Annotated in this window: 25 protein-coding genes and 1 other RNA gene; 7 read left to right on the forward strand and 19 right to left on the reverse strand. The window is 71.5% G+C overall.

Annotation, left to right across the window (positions count from 1 at the left end; genetic code table 11):
• Positions 1-49: 49 nt before the first annotated feature.
• Positions 50-496 carry a division/cell wall cluster transcriptional repressor MraZ gene (gene mraZ / locus E5S66_RS11965; RefSeq protein ID WP_028839240.1) on the reverse strand — a complete coding sequence of 149 codons (447 nt, stop codon included), beginning with the start codon at positions 494-496 and terminating at the stop codon, positions 50-52.
• 316 nt (positions 497-812) lie between these two features.
• Here mraZ and E5S66_RS11970 point away from each other — a divergent pair, with 316 nt between their 5' ends.
• Together E5S66_RS11970 and rnpB are read left to right on the forward strand one after the other, a co-directional pair.
• Positions 813-1577, forward strand: coding sequence for an NRDE family protein (locus E5S66_RS11970; RefSeq protein WP_138349547.1), 765 nt, complete (start codon positions 813-815; stop codon positions 1575-1577).
• A gap of 39 nt (positions 1578-1616) precedes the next feature.
• An RNA gene (rnpB, locus tag E5S66_RS11975) (RNase P RNA component class A) lies at positions 1617-1980 on the forward strand.
• Between the two features lie 149 nt (positions 1981-2129).
• On the opposite strand, the gene rsmI is transcribed toward rnpB, so the two are convergent.
• The gene (gene rsmI / locus E5S66_RS11980) at positions 2130-2954 is read right to left on the reverse strand and encodes a 16S rRNA (cytidine(1402)-2'-O)-methyltransferase (RefSeq protein WP_138349549.1); all 825 of its coding nucleotides are present in this window, start codon (positions 2952-2954) and stop codon (positions 2130-2132) included.
• 71 nt (positions 2955-3025) lie between these two features.
• On the opposite strand from rsmI, the gene E5S66_RS11985 reads away from it, so the two are divergent.
• The 3 genes from E5S66_RS11985 to E5S66_RS11995 are packed head-to-tail and all read left to right on the forward strand — an operon-like array spanning position 3026 to position 6115.
• Positions 3026-4366, forward strand: coding sequence for a penicillin-binding protein activator (locus E5S66_RS11985; protein WP_138349551.1), 1341 nt, complete (start codon positions 3026-3028; stop codon positions 4364-4366).
• Positions 4353-4736: a YraN family protein gene (locus E5S66_RS11990; protein WP_138349553.1), complete on the forward strand. Its 384-nt coding sequence runs from the start codon at positions 4353-4355 to the stop codon at positions 4734-4736. The genes E5S66_RS11985 and E5S66_RS11990 overlap by 14 nt, the downstream gene beginning before the upstream one ends.
• 5 nt (positions 4737-4741) lie before the next feature.
• Entirely contained in the window at positions 4742-6115 is a 1374-nt protein-coding gene (locus E5S66_RS11995) for an FAD-binding oxidoreductase (RefSeq protein ID WP_138349555.1), read from the forward strand.
• A 5-nt stretch (positions 6116-6120) separates the two neighbouring features.
• Here the strand turns inward: E5S66_RS11995 and thiL are convergent, their stop codons facing one another.
• From thiL to glyA, 8 genes are read right to left on the reverse strand one after another with little or no spacing between them, the layout of a single operon-like run.
• On the reverse strand, positions 6121-7062 hold the full coding sequence (gene thiL / locus E5S66_RS12000; RefSeq protein ID WP_138349556.1) for a thiamine-phosphate kinase: 942 nt from the start codon (positions 7060-7062) through the stop codon (positions 6121-6123).
• A gap of 44 nt (positions 7063-7106) precedes the next feature.
• Positions 7107-7562 (reverse strand): transcription antitermination factor NusB, encoded by a 456-nt coding sequence (gene nusB / locus E5S66_RS12005; RefSeq protein WP_138349558.1) that lies wholly within the window; start codon positions 7560-7562, stop codon positions 7107-7109.
• Positions 7559-8035, reverse strand: coding sequence for a 6,7-dimethyl-8-ribityllumazine synthase (gene ribH, locus E5S66_RS12010; protein WP_028839247.1), 477 nt, complete (start codon positions 8033-8035; stop codon positions 7559-7561). Before ribH ends, nusB begins: the two co-directional genes overlap by 4 nt.
• Before the next feature lie 30 nt (positions 8036-8065).
• Positions 8066-9172 carry a 3,4-dihydroxy-2-butanone-4-phosphate synthase gene (gene ribB, locus E5S66_RS12015; RefSeq protein ID WP_138349560.1) on the reverse strand — a complete coding sequence of 369 codons (1107 nt, stop codon included), beginning with the start codon at positions 9170-9172 and terminating at the stop codon, positions 8066-8068.
• On the reverse strand, positions 9169-9771 hold the full coding sequence (locus E5S66_RS12020; RefSeq protein ID WP_138349562.1) for a riboflavin synthase: 603 nt from the start codon (positions 9769-9771) through the stop codon (positions 9169-9171). The genes ribB and E5S66_RS12020 overlap by 4 nt, the downstream gene beginning before the upstream one ends.
• Positions 9771-10832: a bifunctional diaminohydroxyphosphoribosylaminopyrimidine deaminase/5-amino-6-(5-phosphoribosylamino)uracil reductase RibD gene (gene ribD / locus E5S66_RS12025; RefSeq protein WP_138349721.1), complete on the reverse strand. Its 1062-nt coding sequence runs from the start codon at positions 10830-10832 to the stop codon at positions 9771-9773. Before ribD ends, E5S66_RS12020 begins: the two co-directional genes overlap by 1 nt.
• Before the next feature lie 41 nt (positions 10833-10873).
• Positions 10874-11428: a transcriptional regulator NrdR gene (gene nrdR / locus E5S66_RS12030; protein WP_138349563.1), complete on the reverse strand. Its 555-nt coding sequence runs from the start codon at positions 11426-11428 to the stop codon at positions 10874-10876.
• Positions 11429-11465: 37 nt separating this feature from the next.
• Positions 11466-12734: a serine hydroxymethyltransferase gene (gene glyA / locus E5S66_RS12035; protein ID WP_138349565.1), complete on the reverse strand. Its 1269-nt coding sequence runs from the start codon at positions 12732-12734 to the stop codon at positions 11466-11468.
• A gap of 171 nt (positions 12735-12905) precedes the next feature.
• Here glyA and ettA point away from each other — a divergent pair, with 171 nt between their 5' ends.
• Entirely contained in the window at positions 12906-14570 is a 1665-nt protein-coding gene (gene ettA, locus E5S66_RS12040; protein WP_138349567.1) for an energy-dependent translational throttle protein EttA, read from the forward strand.
• 115 nt (positions 14571-14685) lie between these two features.
• Positions 14686-15501 carry an orotidine-5'-phosphate decarboxylase gene (gene pyrF, locus E5S66_RS12045; RefSeq protein ID WP_138349569.1) on the forward strand — a complete coding sequence of 272 codons (816 nt, stop codon included), beginning with the start codon at positions 14686-14688 and terminating at the stop codon, positions 15499-15501.
• A 33-nt stretch (positions 15502-15534) separates the two neighbouring features.
• Here the strand turns inward: pyrF and E5S66_RS12050 are convergent, their stop codons facing one another.
• Genes E5S66_RS12050 through xpsI form a run of 9 tightly spaced genes read right to left on the reverse strand, consistent with a single transcriptional unit; the run spans position 15535 to position 23733 of the window.
• Positions 15535-16371 carry a glycosyltransferase family 2 protein gene (locus E5S66_RS12050; RefSeq protein ID WP_138349571.1) on the reverse strand — a complete coding sequence of 279 codons (837 nt, stop codon included), beginning with the start codon at positions 16369-16371 and terminating at the stop codon, positions 15535-15537.
• Entirely contained in the window at positions 16368-17222 is an 855-nt protein-coding gene (locus E5S66_RS12055) for a glycosyltransferase family 2 protein (protein WP_425472227.1), read from the reverse strand. The genes E5S66_RS12050 and E5S66_RS12055 overlap by 4 nt, the downstream gene beginning before the upstream one ends.
• The gene (gspD, locus tag E5S66_RS12060) at positions 17219-19345 is read right to left on the reverse strand and encodes a type II secretion system secretin GspD (protein ID WP_138349573.1); all 2127 of its coding nucleotides are present in this window, start codon (positions 19343-19345) and stop codon (positions 17219-17221) included. Before gspD ends, E5S66_RS12055 begins: the two co-directional genes overlap by 4 nt.
• A 53-nt stretch (positions 19346-19398) precedes the next feature.
• Positions 19399-20154 carry a hypothetical protein gene (locus tag E5S66_RS12065; protein WP_138349574.1) on the reverse strand — a complete coding sequence of 252 codons (756 nt, stop codon included), beginning with the start codon at positions 20152-20154 and terminating at the stop codon, positions 19399-19401.
• Positions 20151-20753, reverse strand: coding sequence for a type II secretion system protein GspM (gene gspM, locus E5S66_RS12070; protein ID WP_138349576.1), 603 nt, complete (start codon positions 20751-20753; stop codon positions 20151-20153). The genes E5S66_RS12065 and gspM overlap by 4 nt, the downstream gene beginning before the upstream one ends.
• The gene (locus E5S66_RS12075; RefSeq protein WP_246037230.1) at positions 20750-21874 is read right to left on the reverse strand and encodes a PilN domain-containing protein; all 1125 of its coding nucleotides are present in this window, start codon (positions 21872-21874) and stop codon (positions 20750-20752) included. The genes gspM and E5S66_RS12075 overlap by 4 nt, the downstream gene beginning before the upstream one ends.
• A 1-nt stretch (position 21875) precedes the next feature.
• Positions 21876-22697: a type II secretion system minor pseudopilin gene (locus tag E5S66_RS12080; RefSeq protein ID WP_138349580.1), complete on the reverse strand. Its 822-nt coding sequence runs from the start codon at positions 22695-22697 to the stop codon at positions 21876-21878.
• Positions 22694-23320 (reverse strand): general secretion pathway protein GspJ, encoded by a 627-nt coding sequence (locus tag E5S66_RS12085; protein WP_138349582.1) that lies wholly within the window; start codon positions 23318-23320, stop codon positions 22694-22696. Before E5S66_RS12085 ends, E5S66_RS12080 begins: the two co-directional genes overlap by 4 nt.
• Positions 23317-23733, reverse strand: a complete 417-nt coding sequence (xpsI, locus tag E5S66_RS12090) for a type II secretion system protein XpsI (RefSeq protein ID WP_028839260.1) — start codon at positions 23731-23733, stop codon at positions 23317-23319. The genes E5S66_RS12085 and xpsI overlap by 4 nt, the downstream gene beginning before the upstream one ends.
• Positions 23734-23748: the final 15 nt, after the last annotated feature.

Raw genomic sequence — 23748 nt, forward strand, 5'->3', positions numbered from 1 at the left:
GCAAACAGCACCGGGAGGTGGGCGGACGCGATGCCCGCGCCACCGCCGCTCACAGCATCAATTCCTGGAACTCGTCGCCCAGGTCCCCGTCGCCCAGCGGCTGGCGGATCTGCGCCAGGTGGTCCGCCTCGCTCCACAGTTCGAACTTGTCGCCCATCCCCACCAGCACCGCCTTGCGTTCGATGCCGGCGGCATTGCGGTGGCTGGCAGGAATCGAGATCCGCGCGTTGCCGTCGGGCTCGACGAACTCGGCCGCGCCCACCAGCTTCAGCTGCAGGATGCGGCTGGGCTTCTTGACCCGCGGCAGCGCGTTGACCTGGTCGCGCACCTTTTCCCACACGGCGTGCGGATAGATGTACAAACCGGTGGTCTCGAAGGCGTTGTAGGTGATGACCAGGCGGTTGCCGCACGCACGCGCGACGAGCTCCCGGTAGGCGGTAGGAATCGCCAGCCGGCCCTTGTCGTCGATGGTGATGGCGGTCTCGCCCTGGAACATGCTGCCCTTGTCGCCCCCGTCTGTCGCGGAGTTTCAACCAGGAAAACCACGATTTTCCCGGTTTTCCCACGAGTCCCCACATTAGCAGGCAATTGACCTATGTCAACAATCCGACGGCGGAAATTTCCCCCGGCCCGTCAATGACTTGCAGCGAACTTCAACAAGTTGTTCAAGCTTTATCCACAAGCTCATGTTTCGTCTCATTTTTTGAGATTGTGAGACTGCCGGCACGCTTTTTCTGAACAGGCGAATGCAGGGGCGAGGCATGCTGCGTCGCAAAAAATGAATGGCCGTGCGACGGCGCAGAATGGCGTCCATGTGTCTGCTTGCCCTTGCCTGGAATGTGCACCCCCGCTGGCGGCTGGTGGTCGCCGGCAATCGCGACGAACAGCACGCCCGCCCGACCGCGCCGCTGGCCCGCTGGCCGGACATGCCGGTGCTGGCCGGCCGCGACCTGCGCTCCGGCGGCACCTGGATGGGACTGGGGCCGAACGGGCGAATGGCGGTGGTCACCAATGTGCGCAACGGGCTGGCACCGACGTTCACCGGGCCGTCCCGCGGCGCCCTGCCGCTGCGCTTCCTCGCTGGCAGCGACCCGGCCCCGGCCTTCGCGGCCTCGCTGGCCAGCGAGGCGGGGCGCTACGCGCCGTTCAACCTGCTGGTGGCCGATGCGCAGGCCTGTGCCTACGTCGGCCACCACCCGGATGGCGAACGCGAACGCCGGCTGGCGCCAGGCACCTACGGCCTGTCCAACGGCGCCCTCGATGCGCCGTGGCCGAAAACCACGCGCCTGCGCAGCGTGCTGGCGCAATGGGCCGATGCCGGCGACGCCGACCCGCAGCCGTTGTGGACGGCACTGGCCGACGAGCGGATCGCCGCCGATGACCGACTGCCGGATACCGGGGTGGGGCTGGCGCTGGAACGACGGTTGTCCGCCGCCTTCATCCGCGAGCAGGACTACGGCACCCGCGCCAGCACGCTGGTGCTGGTGGGACACGACGGCAGCGCCCGCATCCACGAGCGCCGCTTCGGACCGGGCGGGGTGTTCGAGGGCGAAACCATGCTCGAGTCCGCGCCCTGAACGACATCACGGCGCCACCACCGTACAATGGCCGCTGGCGGAGTCGGCCAGGCAGTCGCGTCATCGGAAACGGTGCCGAGGAAAGTCCGGGCTCCACAGGGCACGGTGCCAGGTAACGCCTGGGCGGCGAGAGCCGACGGAAAGTGCAACAGAAAGATACCGCCCAAGACTGCTTCGGCAGGACGGCAAGGGTGAAATGGTGCGGTAAGAGCGCACCGCGAGTCTGGCAACAGACCGGCACGGCAAACCCCACCGGGAGCAAGACCAAATAGGGAGACGATGAGGCGGCCCGCCGAGTCTCCGGGTAGGTTGCTTGAGCGTAGCGGTGACGCTGCGCCTAGAGGAATGACTGCCGCGGCGCGCAAGCGTCGAACAGGACCCGGCTTATCGGCCGGCTCCGCCAGCTTCAATTGCGCGCGGCGCAATTGAAGCTCCCAAAGTTTGCTGCGCAAACGTTTGGCCCCGGGCCTTCAACCTCCGAATCCCCGCGCCTGTCGGCGCGCCCCCTTTACCAAAGGGGCTGTTCCATCCGTGGCGATCCGGTGAAACCGCCTAGTCCGATCCGTACAGCGCCTTACGCGGGGCGCCGGAGAGATCGGCCGCCAGCTTCGCGGCGGTCGAGGGCGGCAGATGGCCCTTGAGTCTGGCGTACAGGCGTCGACCCTCGATCACCTTGGCATCGGCATCCTCGCCGGCACCCTGCACCAACACCACGAATTCGCCCTTGCGCTGGTCGCCATCGGCTTCGACCCGCGCCTGCAGTTGCGCGAGGTTGCCATCCAGTACGGTTTCGAACAGCTTGGTCAGCTCGCGCGCCAGCACCGCGGGACGCTCATCGCCGAACGCCTGCACCATGTCGGCCAGGGCTTCGGCGATGCGGTGCGAGGATTCGTAGAAGATCAGCGTGCGGGGTTCCGCGGCCAGCGCCTGCAGGCGTTCACGCCGGGCCGAGGGCTTCGCGGGCAGGAAGCCCTCGAAGGCGAAGCGGTCGCTGGGCAGGCCAGCCACGCTCAGCGCCGCGACCAGCGCGGACGGGCCCGGCAGCGGGCTGACCTTGACCCCGGCCGCGCGCGCGGCGCGCACCAGCCGGAAGCCCGGATCGGACACCAGCGGGGTGCCGGCATCGCTGACCAGGGCGAGGGATTCGCCGGCCTGCAGCCGCGCGACGATCTTCTGCGCGATCGCCTCCTCGTTGTGTTCGTGCAACGCCAGCAGCGGCGTGGCGATGCCGAAATGCGCCAGCAGCTGGCCGCTGCGACGGGTGTCCTCGGCGCAGATCGCCGCGACGTCGCGCAGGGTCTGCTGCGCCCGCGGCGAGAGGTCGCCGAGGTTGCCGATGGGCGTGGCGACGATGAAAAGCGTTCCGGAGTCCTGCATGCCTGTCTTCAGCCTGTGCGCGGGTAGAATCCTAGCCGGTTCCCGAACGAGCGCCCACGCCCGTGGCCCAAATGCGACTTTTCCTCCTCGTGCTGCTGCTGGCGCTGGCCGGCTGCGCGAACGTGACGCCGAAGGCGCCGCCCCCGCCGCCCTACGCCGCCGCCACCATGCAGGCGCAGGCGCTGGCAGCCGGCCACGCCGCGCTGGCCGGACAGGCGCGGCGCGACAATGCCGACGCCATTGAACGGCTGCTGGCCAGCCTCGACGACGCCACCCTGGCGCGCGACGCCGCGCGCCTGCCGGTGGGCGATTCGCTCTACAACTTCGCCGGCCGCACTCTGCTGCGCCGTGGCCTGCCGCCACCGCGCGGATTTGATCGCGGCGACGGCAGCTTCGGCGCGGCCAGCCGCCCGCCCGCCGCGGCCGACGGCTATCGGCCGCCGCTGCAGGTCGGCGTGCTGCTGCCGCTGTCCGGCAACCAGGCCGCCGCCGCCGCGGCGTTGCGCGACGGCTATCTGGCCGGCTATTACGGCGAGTCCCGCCGCCGCCCGCTGCTGCGCTTCTACGACACCGCCGGCGGCGCCAAGGCGGCGCTGGCCCGCGCAGCAGCCGAGGGCAACGACTTCGTGGTCGGCCCGCTGGGGCGCGACGAGGTCGACGCGGTGTTCGCCGGCGAACCGGCGCTGCCGCTGCTGGCGCTCAACCGCGGCGACCGCGCGCCGGCGCCAGGTAGCGCCGCGTTCTCGCTGTCGCCCGAAGACGAAGGCATCAGCCTGGCGCAGTACCTGATCGAGGAACGCGGCAGCAAGCGCGTGCTGCTGATTGCCGGCAGCGACGACACCCAGCGGCGCACCGCCGATGCCGCACGCAAGCAGCTGGAAAGCCGCGGCGTCAAGATCGTCGCCCACCTCGGCGTCAGCGAGCAGATGGACGGCGCGCTGCGCCAGCTGGCGCAGGCCGAGGCGCCCGACGCGGTGCTGCTGGTACTGAAGGGGCCGCAGGCGCGCATCGTGGCGCCGCAACTGGCGCTGGCCGGCATGGCCGGGCTGCCTCGGGTGGCTGCTTCGCAGATCGTCTCCGGCACCGGCAAGGCGGCCGAAGATGCGGCGCTGGACGGCATCGTCTTCCCCACCGAGCCGTGGCTGGTGCAGCGCGTGGACGGCCTGCCCTCGCAGGCCAGCGCCGCCGCCCGCGTGGATACCGCCAAAGGCCCGGCGGCGCGGCTGTTCGCGTTCGGTCTGGATGCGTGGCGGCTGACCGGTTATCTGGAACATCTGGCGCTGACCAACGGCGGCATCGTCGGTGCTACCGGGCGGCTGCGCCTGGACGGCTTCGGCAACGTGCTGCGCCGGCCCGGCTGGACGCGCTTCGTCGGCGGCGAGCCGGTGCCGCTGGCTGATGGCGCGCGCTGAGCCGGATCGACGCGCCTGCGGCGACGCGGTGGAAACCGCGGCACTGGGGTTTCTCGAGGCGAAAGGCCTGCGCCTGCTGGCACGCAACGCCAGTACGCGTGGCGGCGAACTCGACCTGGTGATGGCCGAAGGCGGCAGCGTGGTGTTCGTGGAAGTGCGCTATCGCGGCAGCGCCGCGTTTGGCGGCGGCGCGGCCTCCGTGGATGCCGGCAAGCGTCGCAGGCTGGTGCGCGCGGCGCAGGTCTGGCTGCTGCGGCACCCGCGCCACGCCGAGGCACCCTGCCGCTTCGACGTGGTCGCCGCCAGCGGCGACCCGGCCGCGCCGGCATTCGACTGGCTGCGCGACGCCTTCCGCGCCGACGACTGCTGAAGCGCATGACCCTGCCCGCCGCCCTCGTTGCCGAACTGTCCGCACTGCTGGGCGAGGGCTGGCGCACGGACGAAATCACGCGCACGGCCAACGGCGGCGACGACTCCCGCCGTCACGCCCTGCCCGACGCGGTGGCGCTGCCGCGCACGCGCGAGCAAGTGGTGGCGCTGGTGCGCGCCTGCCGCGCCCATCGCGTCCCCATCGTCGCCCGCGGCGCCGGCACCGCCACCACCGGCGCAGCGGTACCGACGCAGGGCGGCGTGGTGGTGTCGTTCGCACGCATGGACCGCGTCCTCGAGGTTCGCGCCGCCGACCGCTGCGCGGTGGTCGAACCCGGCGTCCGCAACGGCGCGCTGCAGGCTGCCTTGCAACCGCACGGGCTGTTCTGGCCGCCGGATCCGTCCAGCTTCGAGAGCTGCACCGTCGGCGGCAACCTCGCCACCAATGCCGGCGGCCCGCGCGCGGTGAAATACGGCGCCACCCGCGACAACGTGCTGGGACTGGTGGCCGTCACCGGTACCGGCGAACTGATCCGCGTCGGCGGCGCCTACACCAAGTGCTCCTCCGGCTTCGACCTCACCCGGCTGCTGGTGGGCAGCGAGGGCACGCTGGCGCTGATCGTGGAGGCGACCCTGAAGCTCGCGCCGCGCCCGCAGGCGCAGGCCGGCCTGCGCGCGTTCTACCGCGACGCCGCCAGCGCCGCCGCCGCGGTGTCGCGCTTGATGGCGCAGCCGGTGGTGCCGGCGATGCTGGAATTCATGGATCGGCGCAGCCTCGAGCTGCTGCGCCGCAACGGCAGCGGCGTGCCGGAGGCCGGTGCGATGCTGCTGGTCGAAGCGGACGGCAGCGTTGAAGCCTTGCCGGACATCCTTGCCGCACTAGGCGCAGCTGCCGACGGCGACGGCCTGATCGACATGGACGTGGCGCAGGACGGCATCGCCCGCGACAAGCTGTGGGCGGCGCGGCGCGCGCTGTCACCGGCGCTGCGCACGATCGCCCCGGGCAAGATCAACGAGGACGTGGTGGTGCCGGCCTCACGCATCCCCGAGCTGGTGGCGGGGGTCGAGGCATTGGCCGACGCATGCGCGCTGCCCATCGTCTGCTTCGGCCACGCCGGCAACGGCAACCTGCACGTCAACATCCTCTACCACCCCGACGATGCCGACGAATCAGCCCGCGCGCAGGCGGCACTGCCGCGCGTGTTCGCGCTGGCGCTGTCGCTGGGCGGCGCCCTGTCCGGCGAACACGGCATCGGCCTGTCCAAGCGTGCGTTCATGGCCGACGCCTTCGATGCCGCCACGCTGGAGGCCATGCGCGCGGTGAAGCGCGCACTCGACCCGGATGGCATCCTCAATCCGGGCAAACTGCTGCCGGACTGATCGACTCAGGCGAAGTGCTGGTAGCCGCCGGCACCGGCCGCCACGCCATCGCAGCGCACGCCCGTACCCGCAGTGACACTGCCGATGCAGGAGAGCGACAGCGCCAACGTGGCCGACAGCTGTCGCAACGCCGCGCGCTGCGCGGGTGCCGCGGTGAAGCACAGCTCGTAGTCGTCGCCGCCCGCGGCCTGCAGGACGCGGCGGGTGTCGGGATCGAAGGCGTTGCGCAGGGCAGCGCTGGCCGGCAGCGCATCGACATCGACCTCCGCGCCGACGCCGCTGGCGCGGCAGAGGTGGGCGAGGTCGGCGAGCAGGCCGTCGCTGACGTCGATGCAGCTGCTGGCGATGCCGCGCAGCGCGCGGCCCAGCGCCACCCGCGGGGTGGGCCGGTCCAGCCGCGCCTGCAGGGCCGGCGACATCGCCGCGCCGGCCTGCCACTGCCGCAGCGCGCCGGCGGCATCGCCCAGCGTGCCGCTGACCCAGATGTCATCGCCCACCCGGGCGCCGTCCCGGCGCAGCGCCCGGCCGGGCTCGACCAGGCCGTGCGCGGTGATCGCGATCGACAGCGGGCCGCGGGTGGTGTCGCCGCCGACCAGGGCGAAGCCGTGCTGCGCGGCCAGCGCGAAGAAGCCATCGAAGAAGGCGTCGACGAAGCCGGGGTCGCCCTGCGGCAGCGACAGCGACAGCGTGCCCCAGGCCGGCTGCGCGCCCATCGCGGCAAGATCGGACAGGTTCACCGCCAGCGCCTTCCAGCCGATGTCGGCGGGCGCGGTCTCGGGCGGGAAATGCACGCCCGCGTTGAGCGCGTCCATGGTCACCGCCAGCTGCATGCCGGGCGGCGGCAGCAGCAGCGCGCAATCGTCGCCGATGCCCAGCACCACGTCGCCGCGCGCGGCGGCGCGCTGGCGGATGCGGGCGATCAGGTCGAATTCGTGGACCGGTGGCATCGGTGCGGCGTTGTCATCCGCGCTGGCGCAGGACGACAGGGCGACTACTTCTTCGCTTCCACGCCGCGCAGCACCGCCGCGGCCTTGTCGAGCACGCCGTTGACGTAGGTGTGGCCGTGCTCCGAGCCGAAGCGCTTGGTGGAGTCGATGGCCTCGTTGATGACCACGCGGTACGGCACGTCCGGGCGGTGGGTCAGCTCGTAGGCGGCGATGCGCAGCGCGGCCCGCTCGATCTGGTCCACTTCCTCGATCCCGCGGTCCAGATGGCCGGCCAGCGCCGCGTCCAGCTCGGCGGTGTGGCGCAGCACGCCGCGCACCAGGTCCTCGAAGTACTCGAGGTCGGCCACTTCATGCGCCTGTTCGTGGGCGAACTGCGCGATCAGCGCGCGCTCGTCGGCATGGTTGATCTGCCAGGCATAGATCGCCTGCAGCGCGCGCCGGCGCGAGCGCGAACGGGCCACGGGATCGATGCCGTCCGGACGACGATGATGCTTGTTCATGCTTGCTCCTGCAGCTTGCGGCGCAGGTCGGCCATCTCGATCGCCACCAGCGCCGCCTCTTCGCCCTTGTTGCCATGGCTGCCGCCGGCACGCGCCAGCGCATCCTCGAATTTCTCCACCGCCAGCACGCCGTTCATCACCGGCACGCCGGTATCCAGCGCCACCCGCATCAGGCCATCGGATGCCCCGTCGGCCACCTGTTCGTAGTGGCGGGTATCGCCGCGCACCACGCAGCCCAGCGCGACGACGGCGGCGTGGCCGCCGGCCTGCGCCAGCTGGCGCGCGATCACCGGCAGCTCCCACGCGCCGGGTACGCGCACCACGTCGATGGCGGCCTCGGCGACGCCGTTGGCGAGGAAGGTGGCGCGCGCCGATTCCACCAGCGCATCGACGATGCGCGGGTTCCAACGGCTGGCAAGGATCGCGAAACGCGCGTCGGGATGGACGCGCAGGTCGCCTTCGAGATGCGGCATGGGCTTGGGCGGATGCGTGGGCTGGGCAGTTTACCGCGCCGGCAGCACCACGTATTCCACCACCTCAAGCCCGAACCCGGCCAGCCCGACCTGCCGGCGCGGGGTGCCGAGCACGCGCAGGTGGCGCACGCCCAGCGCGGCCAGGATCTGCGAGCCGGCGCCGTTGCGCCGCCACTGCGCCAGCGCGCCCGCCTTGCTGGCGGGCGGCGCCGGCTGTTCGCGGATGCGCGCCAGGGTGGCCTCGGCGTCGGGCGCATCGCCCAGCAGCACCAGCACCCCGCGGCCGTCGGCTGCGATCATCGCCAGCACGTCGCCTACCAGCGGGCCGAAGTCGGCGCGCCGCCAGTGCAGCGCATCGGCCAGCGGGTTCTGCTGCTGCACCCGCACCAGCACCGGCTCGTCGCCGGCCACCTCGCCGCGCACCAGCGCGTAGTGCAGGCCGCGGGTGAGGCGGTCGCGCCAGGTGTGCAGCTGGAAGCGACCGTGGTCGGTGTCGATCTCGCGGCTGTCGATGCACTCGACGGTGTGTTCGGTATCCAGCCGATAGCGGATCAGGTCCTCGATCGAGCCGATCTTCAGCCCGTGCTCGCGGGCGAACGCCTCCAGCTGCGGGCGGCGCGCCATGCTGCCGTCGGGGTTGAGGATCTCCACCAGCACGCCGGCCGGCTCGAAGCCCGCCAGCAGGGCCAGGTCGGCGGCCGCCTCGGTGTGGCCGGCGCGGTTGAGCACGCCGCCGGGCTGCGCCATCAGCGGGAAGATATGGCCCGGCTGGCTGAGGTCGGACGGCTTGGCGTCGGGGCGCACGGCGGTGCGCACGGTATGCGCGCGGTCGTAGGCGCTGATGCCGGTGGTGACGCCTTCCGCCGCCTCGATGCTGACGGTGAAATTGGTGTGGTGCTGCGAGGTGTTGTCACGCACCATCGGGTTCAGGCCCAGCTGCGCGCAGCGCTCGCGGGTCAGCGACAGGCAGACCAGCCCGCGCGCGTGGGTCACCATGAAATTGATGTCCGACGGCTTGACCAGCTCGGCGGCCATGATCAGGTCGCCTTCATTCTCGCGGTCCTCGTCGTCGACCACCACCACCATGCGCCCGGCGCGCAGTTCTTCCAGCAGTTCCGGGATGCTTGCAAAGCTCATGTCCAGTCCTTCGTTGCCTGCAGGCGCTCGGCATAGCGCGCCAGCAAGTCCACTTCGATGTTGACCGCGTCGCCGACCTGCAGCGCGCGGAAGGCGGTGTGTTCCACCGTGTGCGGAATCAGAGCGACCTCGAAACCGGTGTCGTCGGCGGCGTTCACGGTCAGGCTGACGCCGTCCACGCAGACCGAGCCCTTGTGGGCGATGTAGCGCAGCAGCGGCCGCGGCGCCGCGAACCGCCAGCGCACCGCGCGCGCGTCATCCCAGCGCCGCTGGGCACTGGCCAGCCCGTCCACGTGGCCGCTGACCAGATGACCGCCGAGGCGGTCGGTGGGCAGCATGGCGCGCTCCAGGTTCACCGGCGCGCCGATGGCCAGCCGGCCCAGCGTGGTCAGTGCCAGCGTCTCGTTGGAGGCATCGACGGCGAAGCTTGCCGCGTCGAATCCGATCACGGTCAGGCAGCAGCCGTTGACCGCGATGCTCTCGCCCAGCTGCACGCCGTCGAACGGCAGGGTGCCGGTGTCGATCACCAGGCGGGCATCGCCGCCGCGAGCCTCGCGCGCCGCCAGCCGGCCGACGCCGGCAATCAGTCCGGTGAACATCAGCTTTCCTCCGGGCGCAGCAGCAGGCGGAGATCCTCGCCCACCACGGTGCTGTCGATGCGCCGCATCTTCAGTCGCTGCGCCATCGCGTCGATGTGCAGTCCGTCGAACAGCGGGCGCGCGCGCGGACCCAGCAGCACCGGCGCCACGTACAGCAGCAGTTCGTCGACCAGCCCGGCATCGAGGAAGGCGCCGGCCAGGGTGGCGCCGGCCTCCAGCTGCACTTCGTTGATGCCGCGCGCGGCCAGCAGGCGCAGCACCGCATCGAGGTCGAAGCGGGTGCCCTGCACCGGCACCGCCACGCGGTCGATCTCCAGCCCGCGCGGCAGCCGGGCATCCGGCGCGTGGATGTACAGGGTGGGCGCATCGCCCTCGCGCACGCGGCCGCGCGCGACGGTGGCCAGGCCGGGGTCCAGCACCACCCGCAGCGGCGGCAGGAAGTCGCTGCCGTCCTCCAGCCGCACGGTGAGCTGCGGGTCGTCCGCCAGCACGGTGCCGGCACCGGTCAGCAGCACGCCGCTGCGCGCGCGCCAGCGCTGCACGTCGTGGCGCGAGGCTTCGCCACTGATCCACTTGGAGTCGCCGGAGGCCATCGCGGTGCGACCGTCCAGGCTCATCGCCAGCTTGACCCGCAGCCAGGGCCGGCCGCGCTCGACCCGAGCCAGGAAACCTCGGTTCAGCTCGCGCGCCTGCGCTTCCATCAAACCGTGTTCGACCGCGATGCCGGCGCCCTTCAATAGTTCGAAGCCGGCACCGTCCACCGACGGGAACGGATCGCGCATGGCCGCGACCACCCGCGCCACCCCGGCCGCCACCAGCGCCTCCGCGCACGGCGGCGTGCTGCCGTGGTGCGCGCAGGGCTCGAGGCTGACGTAGGCGGTCGCGCCGCGCGCGCGGTCGCCGGCGGCCTGCAGCGCGAACACCTCGGCGTGCGGCCCGCCCTTGCGCTGGTGCCAGCCCTCGCCCACCACCTCGCCATCGCGGGCGATCACGCAGCCCACCATCGGGTTGGGGCGCGCCGTGTACGCGCCGCGTTCGGCCAGGCGCAACGCGCGCGCCATCAGCGCGTGGTCGGTGGCGGAAAACGAGAAGGGGGTCTGAGTCACTTTTCCTTGTCCTTGCCCGGCTTGGCAGGAGGGCGGGGGAAAAGTGACTCCGACCCCCTCTTCCCCTCATCCAGCAGCGGCAGCTGGCCCTCGCCGGGAAGATCGCGCTCCAGCCGGTCCAGCTCCTCGCGGAAGTCGGCCACGTCCTCGAAGCTGCGGTAGACCGAGGCGAAGCGCACGTAGCCGACGTGGTCGAGCTTGCGCAGCTCCGCCATCACGAATTCACCCACGCGGCGCGCCGGGATCTCGCGCTCGGCGGCCATCCGCAGCTGGTGCACCACCGCCCGCACCGCGGCCTCGATCTGCTCCTCCGCCACCGGCCGCTTCTGCAGCGCGCGGTCGAAGCCGGTGCGCAACTTGCGCGCATCGAACGCTTCGCGCCGGCCGTCGGACTTGACGATGGCCGGCAGCTTCAGCTCGATGGTCTCGAGGGTGGAAAAGCGCTCGCCGCAGGCCTCGCAGACGCGCCGGCGGCGGATCGTGGCGCCGTCCTCCGACACCCGCGAATCGATCACGCGGGTGTCGCTGTGCTGGCAGAAAGGGCAATGCATAAGTCAGCAACAGGCAGCGTTCGCCCGCGCCCTGCGCTCAGCCATACACCGGGAACTGCTTGCACTGCTTCTCGACGTTGGCGCGCACGCCGGCGATCACGTTGTCGTCGTTGGGGTTGTCCAGCACGTCGCAGATCCACTCGGCCAACGCCACGCAGTCGGCTTCCTTGTAGCCGCGGGTGGTGACCGCCGGCGTGCCGATGCGCAGGCCGGAGGTGACGAAGGGCTTGCGCGGGTCGTTCGGCACCGAGTTCTTGTTGACGGTGATGTGCGCCTTGCCCAGCGCCTCTTCCGCCTGCTTGCCGGACACGTCCTTGCCGATCATGTCGACCAGCATCAGGTGGTTCTGGGTGCCGCCGGAAACGATCTTGTAGCCGCGCGCGATGATCACCTTCGCCATCGCCTGCGCGTTCTTCACCACCTGCTGCTGGTATTCGGTGAACGCCGGCTCCAGCGCTTCCTTGAACGCCACCGCCTTGGCCGCGATCACGTGCATCAGCGGGCCGCCCTGGATGCCGGGGAACACGATCGACTGCAGCTTCTTCTCGATCTCCTCGGCCGCATCGCCCATCGCGGCGCGGCTGGCGATGATGATGCCGCCGCGCGGGCCGCGCAGGGTCTTGTGGGTGGTGGAGGTGACCACGTGCGCGTGCGCCAGCGGGCTCGGGTACACGCCGGCGGCGACCAGGCCGGCCACGTGGGCCATGTCCACGAACAGGTAGGCGCCGACCTTGTCGGCGATGGCGCGGAAGCGCGCCCAGTCGACCACCTGCGAATAGGCGGAGAAGCCGGCGACGACCATCTTCGGCTTGTGCTCCAGCGCGAGGCGCTCCACTTCGTCGTAATCGATCAGGCCTTCGTCGTTGACGCCGTATTGCACCGCGTTGAACAGCTTGCCGGAGGCATTGACCTTGGCGCCGTGGGTCAGGTGGCCGCCGTGCGCCAGCGACATGCCGAGGATGGTGTCGCCGGGCTGCAGCAGCGCGAAGTACACCGCCTGGTTGGCCTGCGAGCCGGAGTGCGGCTGCACGTTGGCGTAGTCGGCGCCGTACAGCTGCTTGAGGCGGTCGATCGCCAGCTGCTCGGCGATATCGACGTATTCGCAGCCGCCGTAATAACGCTTGCCCGGGTAGCCCTCGGCGTACTTGTTGGTCAGTTGGCTGCCCTGCGCTTCCATCACCCTGGGGCTTGCGTAGTTCTCGGAAGCGATCAGCTCGACGTGGTCTTCCTGGCGGCGGTCCTCGGCGGCGATGGCCTTGGCCAGTTCGGGGTCGAAAGCGGCAAGCGTATCGGCGCGGGAGAACATCGGGCGGCTCCGGAAATGGGGGGACGTGGGGAAGCTGAATTCTAGCCCGTTTCGCGCCCGTTCCCGGCCATTTCCCCGCCGCAACTGTCCGTTCCAGCTATAATTTCCGCATCCCGAAATCCCTTCGCGGCCCTGCCCGGTGCAGGCCGCCGCCGTACGCCCGGAGCGCGCATGTCCTCGCAATACATCTACACCATGAACCGCGTGTCCAAGGTGGTTCCGCCGAAGCGGCAGATCATCAAGGACATCTCGCTGAGCTTCTTCCCCGGCGCCAAGATCGGCCTGCTGGGCCTGAACGGCTCAGGCAAGTCCACCGTGCTGCGGATCATGGCCGGCGTGGACAAGGATTTCGAAGGCGAGGCGCGCCCGCAGGCCGGCATCAAGGTCGGCTATCTGGCGCAGGAGCCGGAGCTGAACCCGGAACACACCGTGCGCCAGGCGGTGGAAGAAGGCGTGGGCGAAGTGCTGCAGGCGCAGGCGCGGCTGGACGAGGTCTATGCCGCCTATGCCGAGGAGGGCGCGGATTTCGACGCGCTGGCCAAGGAACAGGAGCGGCTGGAGGCGATCCTCGCCGCCGGCGATGCGCACACCCTTGAAAACCAGCTGGAAGTGGCCGCCGACGCGCTGCGCCTGCCGCCGTGGGACGCCATCGTCGGCAAGCTGTCGGGTGGCGAGAAGCGCCGCGTGGCGCTGTGCCGCCTGCTGCTGCAGAAGCCCGACATGCTGCTGCTGGACGAACCCACCAACCACCTCGACGCCGAGTCGGTGGAATGGCTGGAGCAGTTCCTGGCCCGCTACACCGGCACCGTGGTGGCGGTCACCCATGACCGCTACTTCCTCGACAACGCCGCCGAGTGGATCCTCGAACTCGACCGCGGCCGCGGCATCCCGTGGAAGGGCAACTACACCGACTGGCTGACCCAGAAGGATGAGCGCCTGAAGCAGGAAGAAAACCAGGAGAAATCGCGGCAGAAGGCGATCCAGAAGGAACTGGAATGGGCGCGCAGCAACGCCAAGGGCGGCCGCAGCAAGGGCAAGGCACGCCTGGCGCGGCTGGACGAACTGCAGTCGGTGGACTACCAGCGCCGCAACGAGACCAACGAGATCTTCATTCCGCCGGGCGAGCGCCTGGGAAATTCGGTGATCGAATTCAAGAACGTCAGCAAGCGGTTCGGCGACCGCCTGCTGATCGACGACCTGTCGATGATCGTGCCGCCGGGCGCCATCGTCGGCATCATCGGCCCGAACGGCGCCGGCAAGTCGACCCTGTTCAAGATGATCACCGGGCAGGAGAAGCCGGATTCGGGATCGATCAACATCGGCCCGACCGTGAACCTGGCCTACGTCGACCAGAGCCGCGGCGCGCTGGAAGGCAACCACACCGTGTTCCAGGAAGTCTCCGGCGGCCTCGACATCCTCAACATCAACGGCGTGGAGATCCAGTCGCGCGCCTACATCGGCCGCTTCAACTTCAAGGGCCAGGACCAGCAGAAGCTCGTGGGCACGCTGTCGGGCGGCGAACGCGGCCGCCTGCACATGGCCAAGACGCTGCTGCAGGGCGGCAACGTGCTGCTGCTCGACGAGCCGTCCAACGACCTCGACATCGAGACCCTGCGCGCGCTCGAGGACGCGCTGCTCGAGTTCCCGGGCAATACCTTCGTCATCTCGCATGACCGCTGGTTCCTGGACCGCATCGCCACCCACATCCTCGCCTTCGAGGGCGACTCGCACGTGGAGTTCTTCCAGGGCAACTACCGCGAGTACGAGGAAGACAAGAAGCGCCGCATGGGCGACGATGCCGGCCCGAAGCGGCTGCGGTTCAAGGCGCTGAAGTGACGCTTCTCTCCCTCCCCTTCCTGAAGGGGAGGGCCGGAGTGGGGTTGCGCGACCGCAAACCCCCTCCCAGCCTCCCCCTGCAAGCAGGGGGAGGAGCCAAACGGGGGATTACCGCATGACCTTCATCGAAAAACTGCGCGCCCGCTGGCGCGACGCGAACAGCCTGCTCTGCGTCGGCCTCGACCCGGATCCGGCGAAGTTCCCGGATCGCTTCGTCAACGATGAGGATGCGCTGTTCGCGTTCTGCCGCGACATCGCCGACGCCACCGCGGAATACGCCTGCGCGTTCAAGCCGCAGATCGCCTACTTCGCCGCCCACAACGACGGCGAGGCGCAGCTGCAACGGCTGATCGCCCACCTCAACGGCGCCCACCCGGACGTGCCGGTGATCCTCGACGCCAAGCGCGGTGATATCGGCAGCACCGCGCAGCAGTACGCCCGCGAGGCGTTCGAGCGCTTCGGCGCCGACGCGGTGACGCTGAACCCCTACATGGGGCGCGATTCGGCCGATCCGTTCCTGCAGTACAACGACCGCGGCTGCGTGTTCCTCTGCCACACCTCCAATCCGGGCGCGCGCGACTTCCAGGAATTGATGGTGGACGGTGCGCCGCTGTACCAGCACATCGCCCGTACCATCGCCGGCGAGTGGAACGGCGACGGCAACTGCGCGCTGGTGGTGGGCGCCACCTTCCCGGAGGAGTTGAAGGTGATCCGCGGCCTCATCGGCGAGATGCCGCTGCTGATCCCCGGCGTAGGCGCGCAGGGCGGCGATGTCGAGGCGGTGGTGCGCAACGGCAAGACCGCGGACGGCACCGGCCTGATGATCAATTCATCGCGCGGCATCCTCTACGCGGCGCGCGGCGAAGGCTATGCGGAAGCGGCGGCCGACGCGGCCAGGTCGCTGCGCGACCAGATCAACCGCTACCGCTGAACGCTGTCGCGCCCGGCATCGGAGCGGGCGCGGTCAGCGGCGCAGTGCCGCGCGCAGCGCCGCCAGCGGGAAACGCCCCCAGATCATCGCGAACACCGCCGCGCGGGTGATGCGCCCGCGCCGCGCCGCCTCGAACTTGCGGAAGTACCGCCACAGGCCGCGATGCTTGTGCCATTCGACGAACAGCGGCCGCGAGCGCGACGACACCCCGCGCACGTGCAGGACCTCGATGTCGTTGGCGATGGCGACCACGCCGCCGGCCTGGCGCACGCGCCGGCACAGGTCCAGATCCTCCGCATGCAGCCGGTAGCCTTGGTCGAAGCCGCCGATGCGCGCGAACAGCGCGCGCGGCAGCAGCAGCAGCGCGCCGGACACCGCACCCACCGGCTGCAGCGCCTGCGCCGGATCGCGCGGCAACGCCAGTCCGCGCGCGCTTGAGGTGCGCAGCATCGCCGCGAAGTCCGGATCGCGCCGGCGCGCGGCGGCATCCAGCGTGCCGTCCTCGCCGCGCAGCACGCCGCCCACCAGCGCATCGTCCAGCGTGGCGGCGGCGTCGCGCAGACGCGCCAGGGTGTCCACTTCGATGAAACAGTCGGGATTGACGAAGGCCAGCCACGGCGCGGTGCTGGCCGCCGCGCCCTGGTTGCAGGCCACGGCGAAGCCGGGGTTGTCCGGGTTGGCGATGAAGCGCAGGCGCGCATCGGCCAGCGCATGGCGCTGCACGAGGTCGATGCCGGCATCGCGCGAGGCGTTGTCGACCACCCGGATTTCTTCGACGCCGTCCGCCGCGCGCAGCCGCGACAGGCATTCGTCCAGGGTCTCCTCGCTGTTGTAGGCGACCACCACGACGGCGATGCCGGCGTCGCTCACGAGGCGCCCGCGAACAGGTCGGCCTGCGGCGGCAGCCGCGCCAGCTGCGCGAGCTCCTCGCCCAGGCGGGTGCGCAGCGCGCGCTGCGGGTCGTCCATCAGGCAGTGGGCGATGCGCGCGTGCCACGCCGGCCAGCGCGCGCACAGCGCGTCCATGTCGCCCTCGCGTGGCGCGCCCTCGACGGCGCGCACCACGAAGGCGGTTTCGCACAGCACGTTGCGCCCACCCAGCCCGGCCATGCGCAGGCTCAGATCGATCAGCGCCGCGTACCAGGAGCGATAGCTGGCGGCATCCAGGCCGCCCGCCTGCACGCGGGCACGGCCGCGCAGCAGCACCGCGTGGCCCACCGCCGCCGGCAATTCTGGATGCACCGGCGGCAGCAGTGCGCAGGCCTGGGCCAGCAGCGGCGACGGGTATTCGAGCGCAGCGATCTCGCCGATCCGTGGCCACGCGGCCGCTTCGCCGGCATTGCTCCACGGCGTGGCGCTGGCGATTGCCGGATCGCGCGCCAGGCATTCGGCCAGCCGCTCCAGCCAGCCGGGCGCGGGCGCCGCGTCACTGGCCAATACCGCAACGTCGGCGTCGGCGCAGGCGCGCAGCGCTTCGTCCATGTGCGCGGCTTCGCCCAGCGGCGCGGCGCGGCGCGTGTGCGCGGCCTGCAGGCGGGTGCGCGCCAGCCAGCCCTCGATGAGGGCGACGCCGCGCGGCCCGGCCTGGGCGTTGTCCGCCAGCCACACCCGCGTGCCCGCGGGGGTGCCGGCGTCTAGCGCGGCCAGGCAGGCGTCGAGCGCGTCCTCGTCGGTGCCCACCGGCACCAGCACGATCGGCAGGGCGGGATCGCTGCGGATCACTTCTTCGGCTTGTAGATCGGTTCCAGCGCGCGGAAGCGGCTGCCGTATTCGTCGGTCAGCGCGCGCGCCTCCTGCGGGTTGCGCACCACCGTGGGCGTGATCAGCACCACCAGTTCGTCGCGGTTCTTGCTCTTGCCCTGCATGCCGAACAGGCCGCCCAGCACCGGGATGCGGCTGAGCCCCGGCACGCCGCTGGAGTTGCTCCCGCTGCCCTCGCTGATCAGGCCGGCCAGCACCACGGTTTCGCCGCTGGTCGCCACCGCGCTGGTGGTGACCTTGCTGGTGTCGATGCGCACGTTGCCGAACCTGTCGGCGATGCCGGTGGGCTTGCTGACTTCCTGCACGATGTCGAGGAACACCATGCCGTCGCGGCTGATGCGCGGGCGCACCTTCAGGATGATGCCGGTATCGAGGTACTGCACCTGGCTGTAGGTGCCGGTGTCGCCGCCGGTCTGCGGGTTGAAGCTGACCGAGGCCACCGGGATCTTCTGGCCGACGTTGAGCACGGCCTCGCGGTTGTTCTGCGCCATCACCGACGGCGAGGACAGGGTGCGCACGTCGGTGACGTTGTCCAGCGCCTGCACGATGGCCGCGGCGCTGCTGCCGAGGAAGGTCCAATTGAGCAGATTGCCGGCGCCGTTGGGCAGCGCCGACACGCTGCCCGCGTGGGTGCCCCAGCTGTTGCGGCCAGTGGGAAGCGGCAGCCCCTTGTCGGCCACCGCCTGGTCGAAGAACCAGCTCACGCCGTACTGCAGTTCGCCCTTCAGGGCCACGCTCAGCACCTGCGCCTCGATGTGGACCTGCATCGGCATCACGTCGAGGCGCTCGATCACCTGGCGGATCGATTTCCACTGCGCCGGGCTGGCGCGCACCAGCAGCGAGTTGGTGTCCTCCACCGCCGAGACGCCCACTTCGCTGCCGTCGATCTTCAGGGTCACCCGGCCATTGCCGCTGCCCGCCTGCGGCAGGCTGGCGCCTTCGGCGAGGCCACCGGCATCGCCGCCGGAGCGGCTGCCAGCGTCGTCGCCGCGATCGCGCAGCTCGCCGGCCTGCAGGCCGGGCATCAGCGACGGCTCGCCGCGCCCGCCGGCAGCGGCGCCGCCGAACACCTCGCCCAGCCGGTCGGCCAGGTCGCGCGCCTTGATGTATTTCAGCTCGTAGGCGAACAGCCTGCCGTCACCGCTGCCGCCTTCGATGCGATCGATCCACTGGCGGATCTCGTCGAGGTGGGCGGGCTGGGCGGTGATCACCATCACCGCGTTGGTGGATTCCAGCGGCATGAAGCGGAACATGCCGGCGACGGGGGTGTTGGCCTGCGCGCCGAACACCCGCTCCAGGTCCTGCACCACGTCGCTGGCGCGGCCCGACTGCAGCGGGAACACGCCCACCGACATGCTGGCCATCCAGTCGACGTCGAACACCTGGATGGTGCGCAGGTAGTTCTCCAGCTCGGCGCGGGTGCCGGCGACCGTGATCAGGTTGCGCGCGCCGTCGATGCTGACGATCGAGCCCTGCCGCGCGTACGGCTTGAGGATCTTCTCCATCTCCAGCGCGGAGACGTGGCGCAGCGGAACCACCCGCGACTCGAAGCCGCGCGCCAGCGCCGGCGAACCGGTGCGCGGCACCACCCCGCTCTGCAGCGCCTGGTCGGCCGGGACGATGCTGTAGCGGCCGTCGCTGTAAACCATGCGCGCGCCGTTCTGCGCCAGCACCTGGTCCAGCAGGCCCAGCGCACCGGCGGCGCCGACCGGCTTCTGGGTGGCGACGGTGACGGTGCCCTGCACGCCCGGCGCGATGCTGTAGCTCTGGCCGAGCATGTCGCCGAGGATGGCCTTGACCACCGCATGCAGCGATTCGCCTTCGAAGTTGAAGCTGGCCTCGCCGCTGCTGGCCAGCGAGGGCGGCGGCGCGCTGGCCGCGGCCTGGTTGATCGGCGCGCTGCTGGCGCGGCGGATCACCGGCTGTGGCGCCTCGTTCCCGAGTTCCTGCAGCACCTCGCGACGGATGTCGGCGCCGGCGGCGGGATCGGTCTGCTGGCCAGCCGCTTGCATCGCCCGGTGCATCTGCGGCTGCGGCGCGCTGGCGCAGGCCGCCAGCATCCCCGCCAGCACGGCGACCAGCATGGGGCGCAGGGGCGCGCGAAGAAACGTTCGGTTCATGGGCTGCTTTGCCTTCGTCATCGGGCCGGTCCTGACAGTGGGCGCAGGCGCCCGCCGCCGTCGCCGGCGTCCTGGTTCTGTTGTCGCAACTGCGCACGCCGCGCTTCGATGCGCCGGCGGATGTCGTCGATCCTGCGCGCGTCGTCGGGCGTGGCCTCGCGCGCGGCCTGCACCTGCGGGGCGTCTGGCTGCGGCGGTGGCAGCACCATCGGCCTCGACGTTCCGGCATCGGCGCGTGGCTCAGCGGAGCCGGCAACGCCGAAGGCGCGCAGCTCCAGCGCCAGCTGCCCGCCGGGGCCCTCGAACAGCGCCCGCCGCGGCTGCACTTCCAGCAACCGCCAGTCGGCCGCACCCTCCGGCGCAGCGCCTTCGCGCACGCGCTGCGAATCGCCGCCGCCGCTGGGCTGCAGGATCGCCAACCGCACCTGCGGGCTGATCAGCACGCCGGTGAGGACGAAATCCAGCGCCGCGCCGCTGCCCTCGCCTTCGCCCTGGGCGACAGCGAGGAAGGCGCGCGGCCGGCGATCCTGGGTGAACAGCGGGCGCGATGCCGCTTCCGCGTACTGGCCGAGCGGACCGATGCGCTCGCCAACGACCGCGGGCGGCGCCGGCAGCGCGCCCGGCGCCTGCGCCGCCACCGCCGCGATGCGCGTGCCCATGCCCAGCGCCGCCGCCAGCCACAGCAGCAGCGCCCAGGCGCAGGCGGCGGCCAGCAGCCAGGTCGATGCCCTGGCGCGGCCCAACGAATGGGCGAAACCCTGTCCGCCGCTCATGGCTGTGCCCCCGCGGCGGGGCGCAGGTAGCCGTACAGGTTGAAGCCGACATCCAGCCCGCCTTCCTGCGGCTGCGCCGCGCCGGGGACGGCGAAATACCGCTGCGCGGTGATTCCCAGCGCGTCCACGAACAGCCACGGCCGCCCCGACTCCAGCGCATGCAGCACCGCCAGCATTTCGGCATTGCCGCAGCGCAGCCGCACCTGCACGGTGACCCGGCGGTAGCGACCGCTGCCGGCGTCATCACCCAGGGGGGTGCGGTTGACGATGGCGCAGCCGCGACCGCCGGGACTGGCGTCCGCCACCACCCGCTCCAGCCGCTGGATCAGCGCGGCGGCGGCCAGCTCCGCGGTCGCTTCGGCGAGGAAGCCGGACCCGCCGTCCTGCGCTTCCGGGGTCGCCAACGCGCGCTCGATCTGCGGTCGCTGCGCCAGCAGGCCGCGCAGGCGTGCGTCGCGTTCCTGCAGCTCAGCGATGCGGGCATCGGCGGCGCGCATCGGCAGGGTGAACAGCGGATGCACCAGCGCCAGATAGACCAGCCCCAGCGCCGCAAGCAGCAGCGCCAGCGCCAACCAGCGGTCACGGTCGGCGCGGATCACCGCACGCCCCCGGCCGGTGCGTTCGCTGCGGGGGGCGCGGCAGCGGTCGCCAGCTTCGCCACCAGGGTGAAGCGATCCACCCGCAGCCGCGGGTCCTGCTGCAGGGCACCGCTCAGGGCCGGCGCGCTCCACTGCGGCGCGCCCTCCAGCTTCCCGACCAGCGCCGCGGCCTGGTTGGACAGGCCGATCAGGGTCAGCTGGTCGCCTTCCACCGACACTTTCTCCAGCCAGGTGCCCTCGGGCAGCCGCTGCGCCAGTGCGTCCAGCAATTCCACCGACGACGGCCGCGCCGCGCGCTGCGCGCGCAGGTAGGCGGCGCCTTCCATCCCGTCCTGCAGCCGCTGGCGCTGCGCCGACAGCGCGCGCGCGCCGGCTTCACGGCTGGCCATCTCGGCGTGCAGCGCATCCGCGGCGGCACGGCGGTTGTCCAGCAGCTGACCCATGCCCAGCGCCAGCGCCAGCAGCGCGGCCAGCGCCAGCAGCCAGTTCCAGCGCCGCCACGGATCGCGCAGCGCATGCCGTTGCGCCGGCGGCAACAGGTTGACACCCAGCGGATGCCCGGCCTCATCGGCCAGATCCACCCCGGCCAGCCGCTCGCCCTGCCCGCCCAGGCCAGCGGTTGCCGCGGCCAGCTGTTGGCGCGGTACCACCACCAATTCGACCTGCAGTTGGCCATCGCCGCGCAGCGCGAGGACGCGGCCATCGAACAGCACGTCGGTAGCGGCAAACGGGGTCTGCCGCTCGATCTCGAACGCCAGCACATCGCGCAGGCGCTCCCGCGCCGCCGCCGGCAGCAGCAGGCCGCGGCGCAGGCCGCAGGCACCCGGCAGCAGCAGCCAGCGCGGCATGCCGATGGCGCGCTCGCGCAGCAGATCGGCCAGCGGGTCCACCGCCGCGGCCAGCGGCAGCGGCAGCGAGGCAAGCCGGCGCAATTCACCCGCCTGCTGCAGTTCCAGACCCAGCTCGCCCGCGTCGGGACGCAGCAGCAGGCGGTCGTCGCCCGCAGCCAGCGCCCGGCGCAGGCGCGCCGGCAGCCAGGCCAGCAGACCGGCCCGCCACCACGACAGGAAGCCGCGCAGACCCGAACCGGGCCACGGCCAGCGCAATGCGGCAGTGCTCACTTCACGGTTCCCCCGCGGCCCAATGCAGTGTCGTGTACGTCGAACCCGGCAAACCGCTGCTCCCCATCCGCAAGACCACCGACCATCGCGCACTGCGCCCATCGGCAAGCCGGGCGCGGCTCTCAATACTATACGTGCCGCTGCCCGGCGCCGGGGGCGCGGCCGGATCCACCGGCGCGGCCTGCGTGGACAGTCCCAGCGTCTTGCGCACCACCGCATCGGCAAGCCCGGCATCCGGCAACGCGCGGCCGCCGTACACGGTCAGGTGCGGCGCCGCGGCGGCCTGCAGTGCCGGGCGCATGCCCAGCACCTGCGCCAGCTCGGACACGGTGTCGAAAGGCGCGTCCTTGGCGCCGCCGTCCAGACCGGCCGCCGCGTAATCGGCATCTTCGGCACTGCCGGCAGGCTGGCCAAGGCTGTCGGCATCGCGCCAGTCGACCACCGCCGCAGCGAGCCTGGTCGCCGCGGCGCGCGGCTCGCCCAGCGCTTCGAAAAAGGCCTGCAGCAGATCGAACGAAGCCGCGTTGAGGTCGATCTTGCCGGCCTCGTCGCGCACCGCGACATCAATCGCGATGCCGTCAAGCGCGAAGCGGTAGCTGCGCCCATCCGCCACCCAGCGGCGCGCCGGGTCGGGATCGAGCAGCCGCGACGCCGCGTATTCGATCCCGGCGCGCGCGGCCTCCTGCGCCACCATCGCGCGCGCCACCCCGTTGCCCTGCATCGACTCCACCCGCGCCGACAGTGCATAGCCGGCCACCAGCCCGCTCAGCAGCAGCACCAGCCACAGCACCAGCAGCAGCGCCGCACCGCGCGCCGCCCTCATCGCTGCGCCTCCATGCCGGCGCCCGCCAGCGGCAGCGCCACCACCATCTCGGGCCAAGGGCCGCGGGCATCGCGGATGCGCACCCGCACCTGCATCGGCAGCGCCTGCGGCGCGGTCCAGACGCGCTCCCACGGTCCCGGCCGGCCGTCGGCAGCCTGCGCGCGGTAGGCGAATTCGACTTCGGCCAGCTCATCGGCCAGCGGTTCCGGGGGCCGCGAGGCCGGCAGCGCCTCGCCTGCGCGCAGCAGCTGGAAGCCGACCTCCAGCCGCCGCGCCTGACCGGCACCACCCACCTGCAGCGCATGCAGCTGCGGCCCGCCGCGCCCCAGGTAGGCCGGCAGTTCGGCAACGAAACGCATCGAACGCGCGTCGCCGGCGAAGCGCAGCGACTGGCCGCTGTCCGCATCGAGACCGAAGGCAATGGCCCCGGCGCCGCCGATGCGCTGCCGCAGGAACTGCGACACCGCGCGGATGCGCTCGTTGCGCTCCGCCATTGCTTCGCCGCGCGCCACCGTGGCGCCGGCCGCGCGCAGGATGCCGAATCCCAGCGCCAGCGCCGCCGCCAGCAGCGAGGTGGCCAGCAGCACTTCCATCAGGGTGAAGCCCGCCGCTGCCCGCCTCATGGCCGGACGCCGTCCGCCGCTGTTGGCAGTACCAGCCGCAGCGAGTTCACCTGCAGCTGCTGCTGCGGCCCGCCGTCGCCCCAGCGCACGTCCAGCCGCAGATGCAGCAGGCGTGCGGCGAACGGGTCGGCCGCTGCGGCGCGCGCCTGCGGCTCCTGCCACGGGGTCACCGCCAAGTGCCAGCGATAGCGGCCCTGCTCGAAGCTGCCGTCGAGTTGCCCCGGCTGCAGCAGCGCGTCGCTGCGTTCGGCCAGCAGCGACTGCGCGTGCAGCGCCGCCTGCCCGGCATCGCCGGCCTGGCGCAGCTGGCGGCTGGCGCCGGACAGGGTGCCCAGCAGCAGGGTCAGGCCCAGCGCCAGCAGCGCGAACGCCACCACGATCTCGATCAGGGTGAAACCGCGTTGCCGCCGCATGGCCGGCACGCGCGC

It is taken from the genome of Thermomonas fusca (assembly GCF_005862345.1).
GTDB classification, from domain to species: Bacteria; Pseudomonadota; Gammaproteobacteria; order Xanthomonadales; family Xanthomonadaceae; genus Thermomonas; species Thermomonas fusca.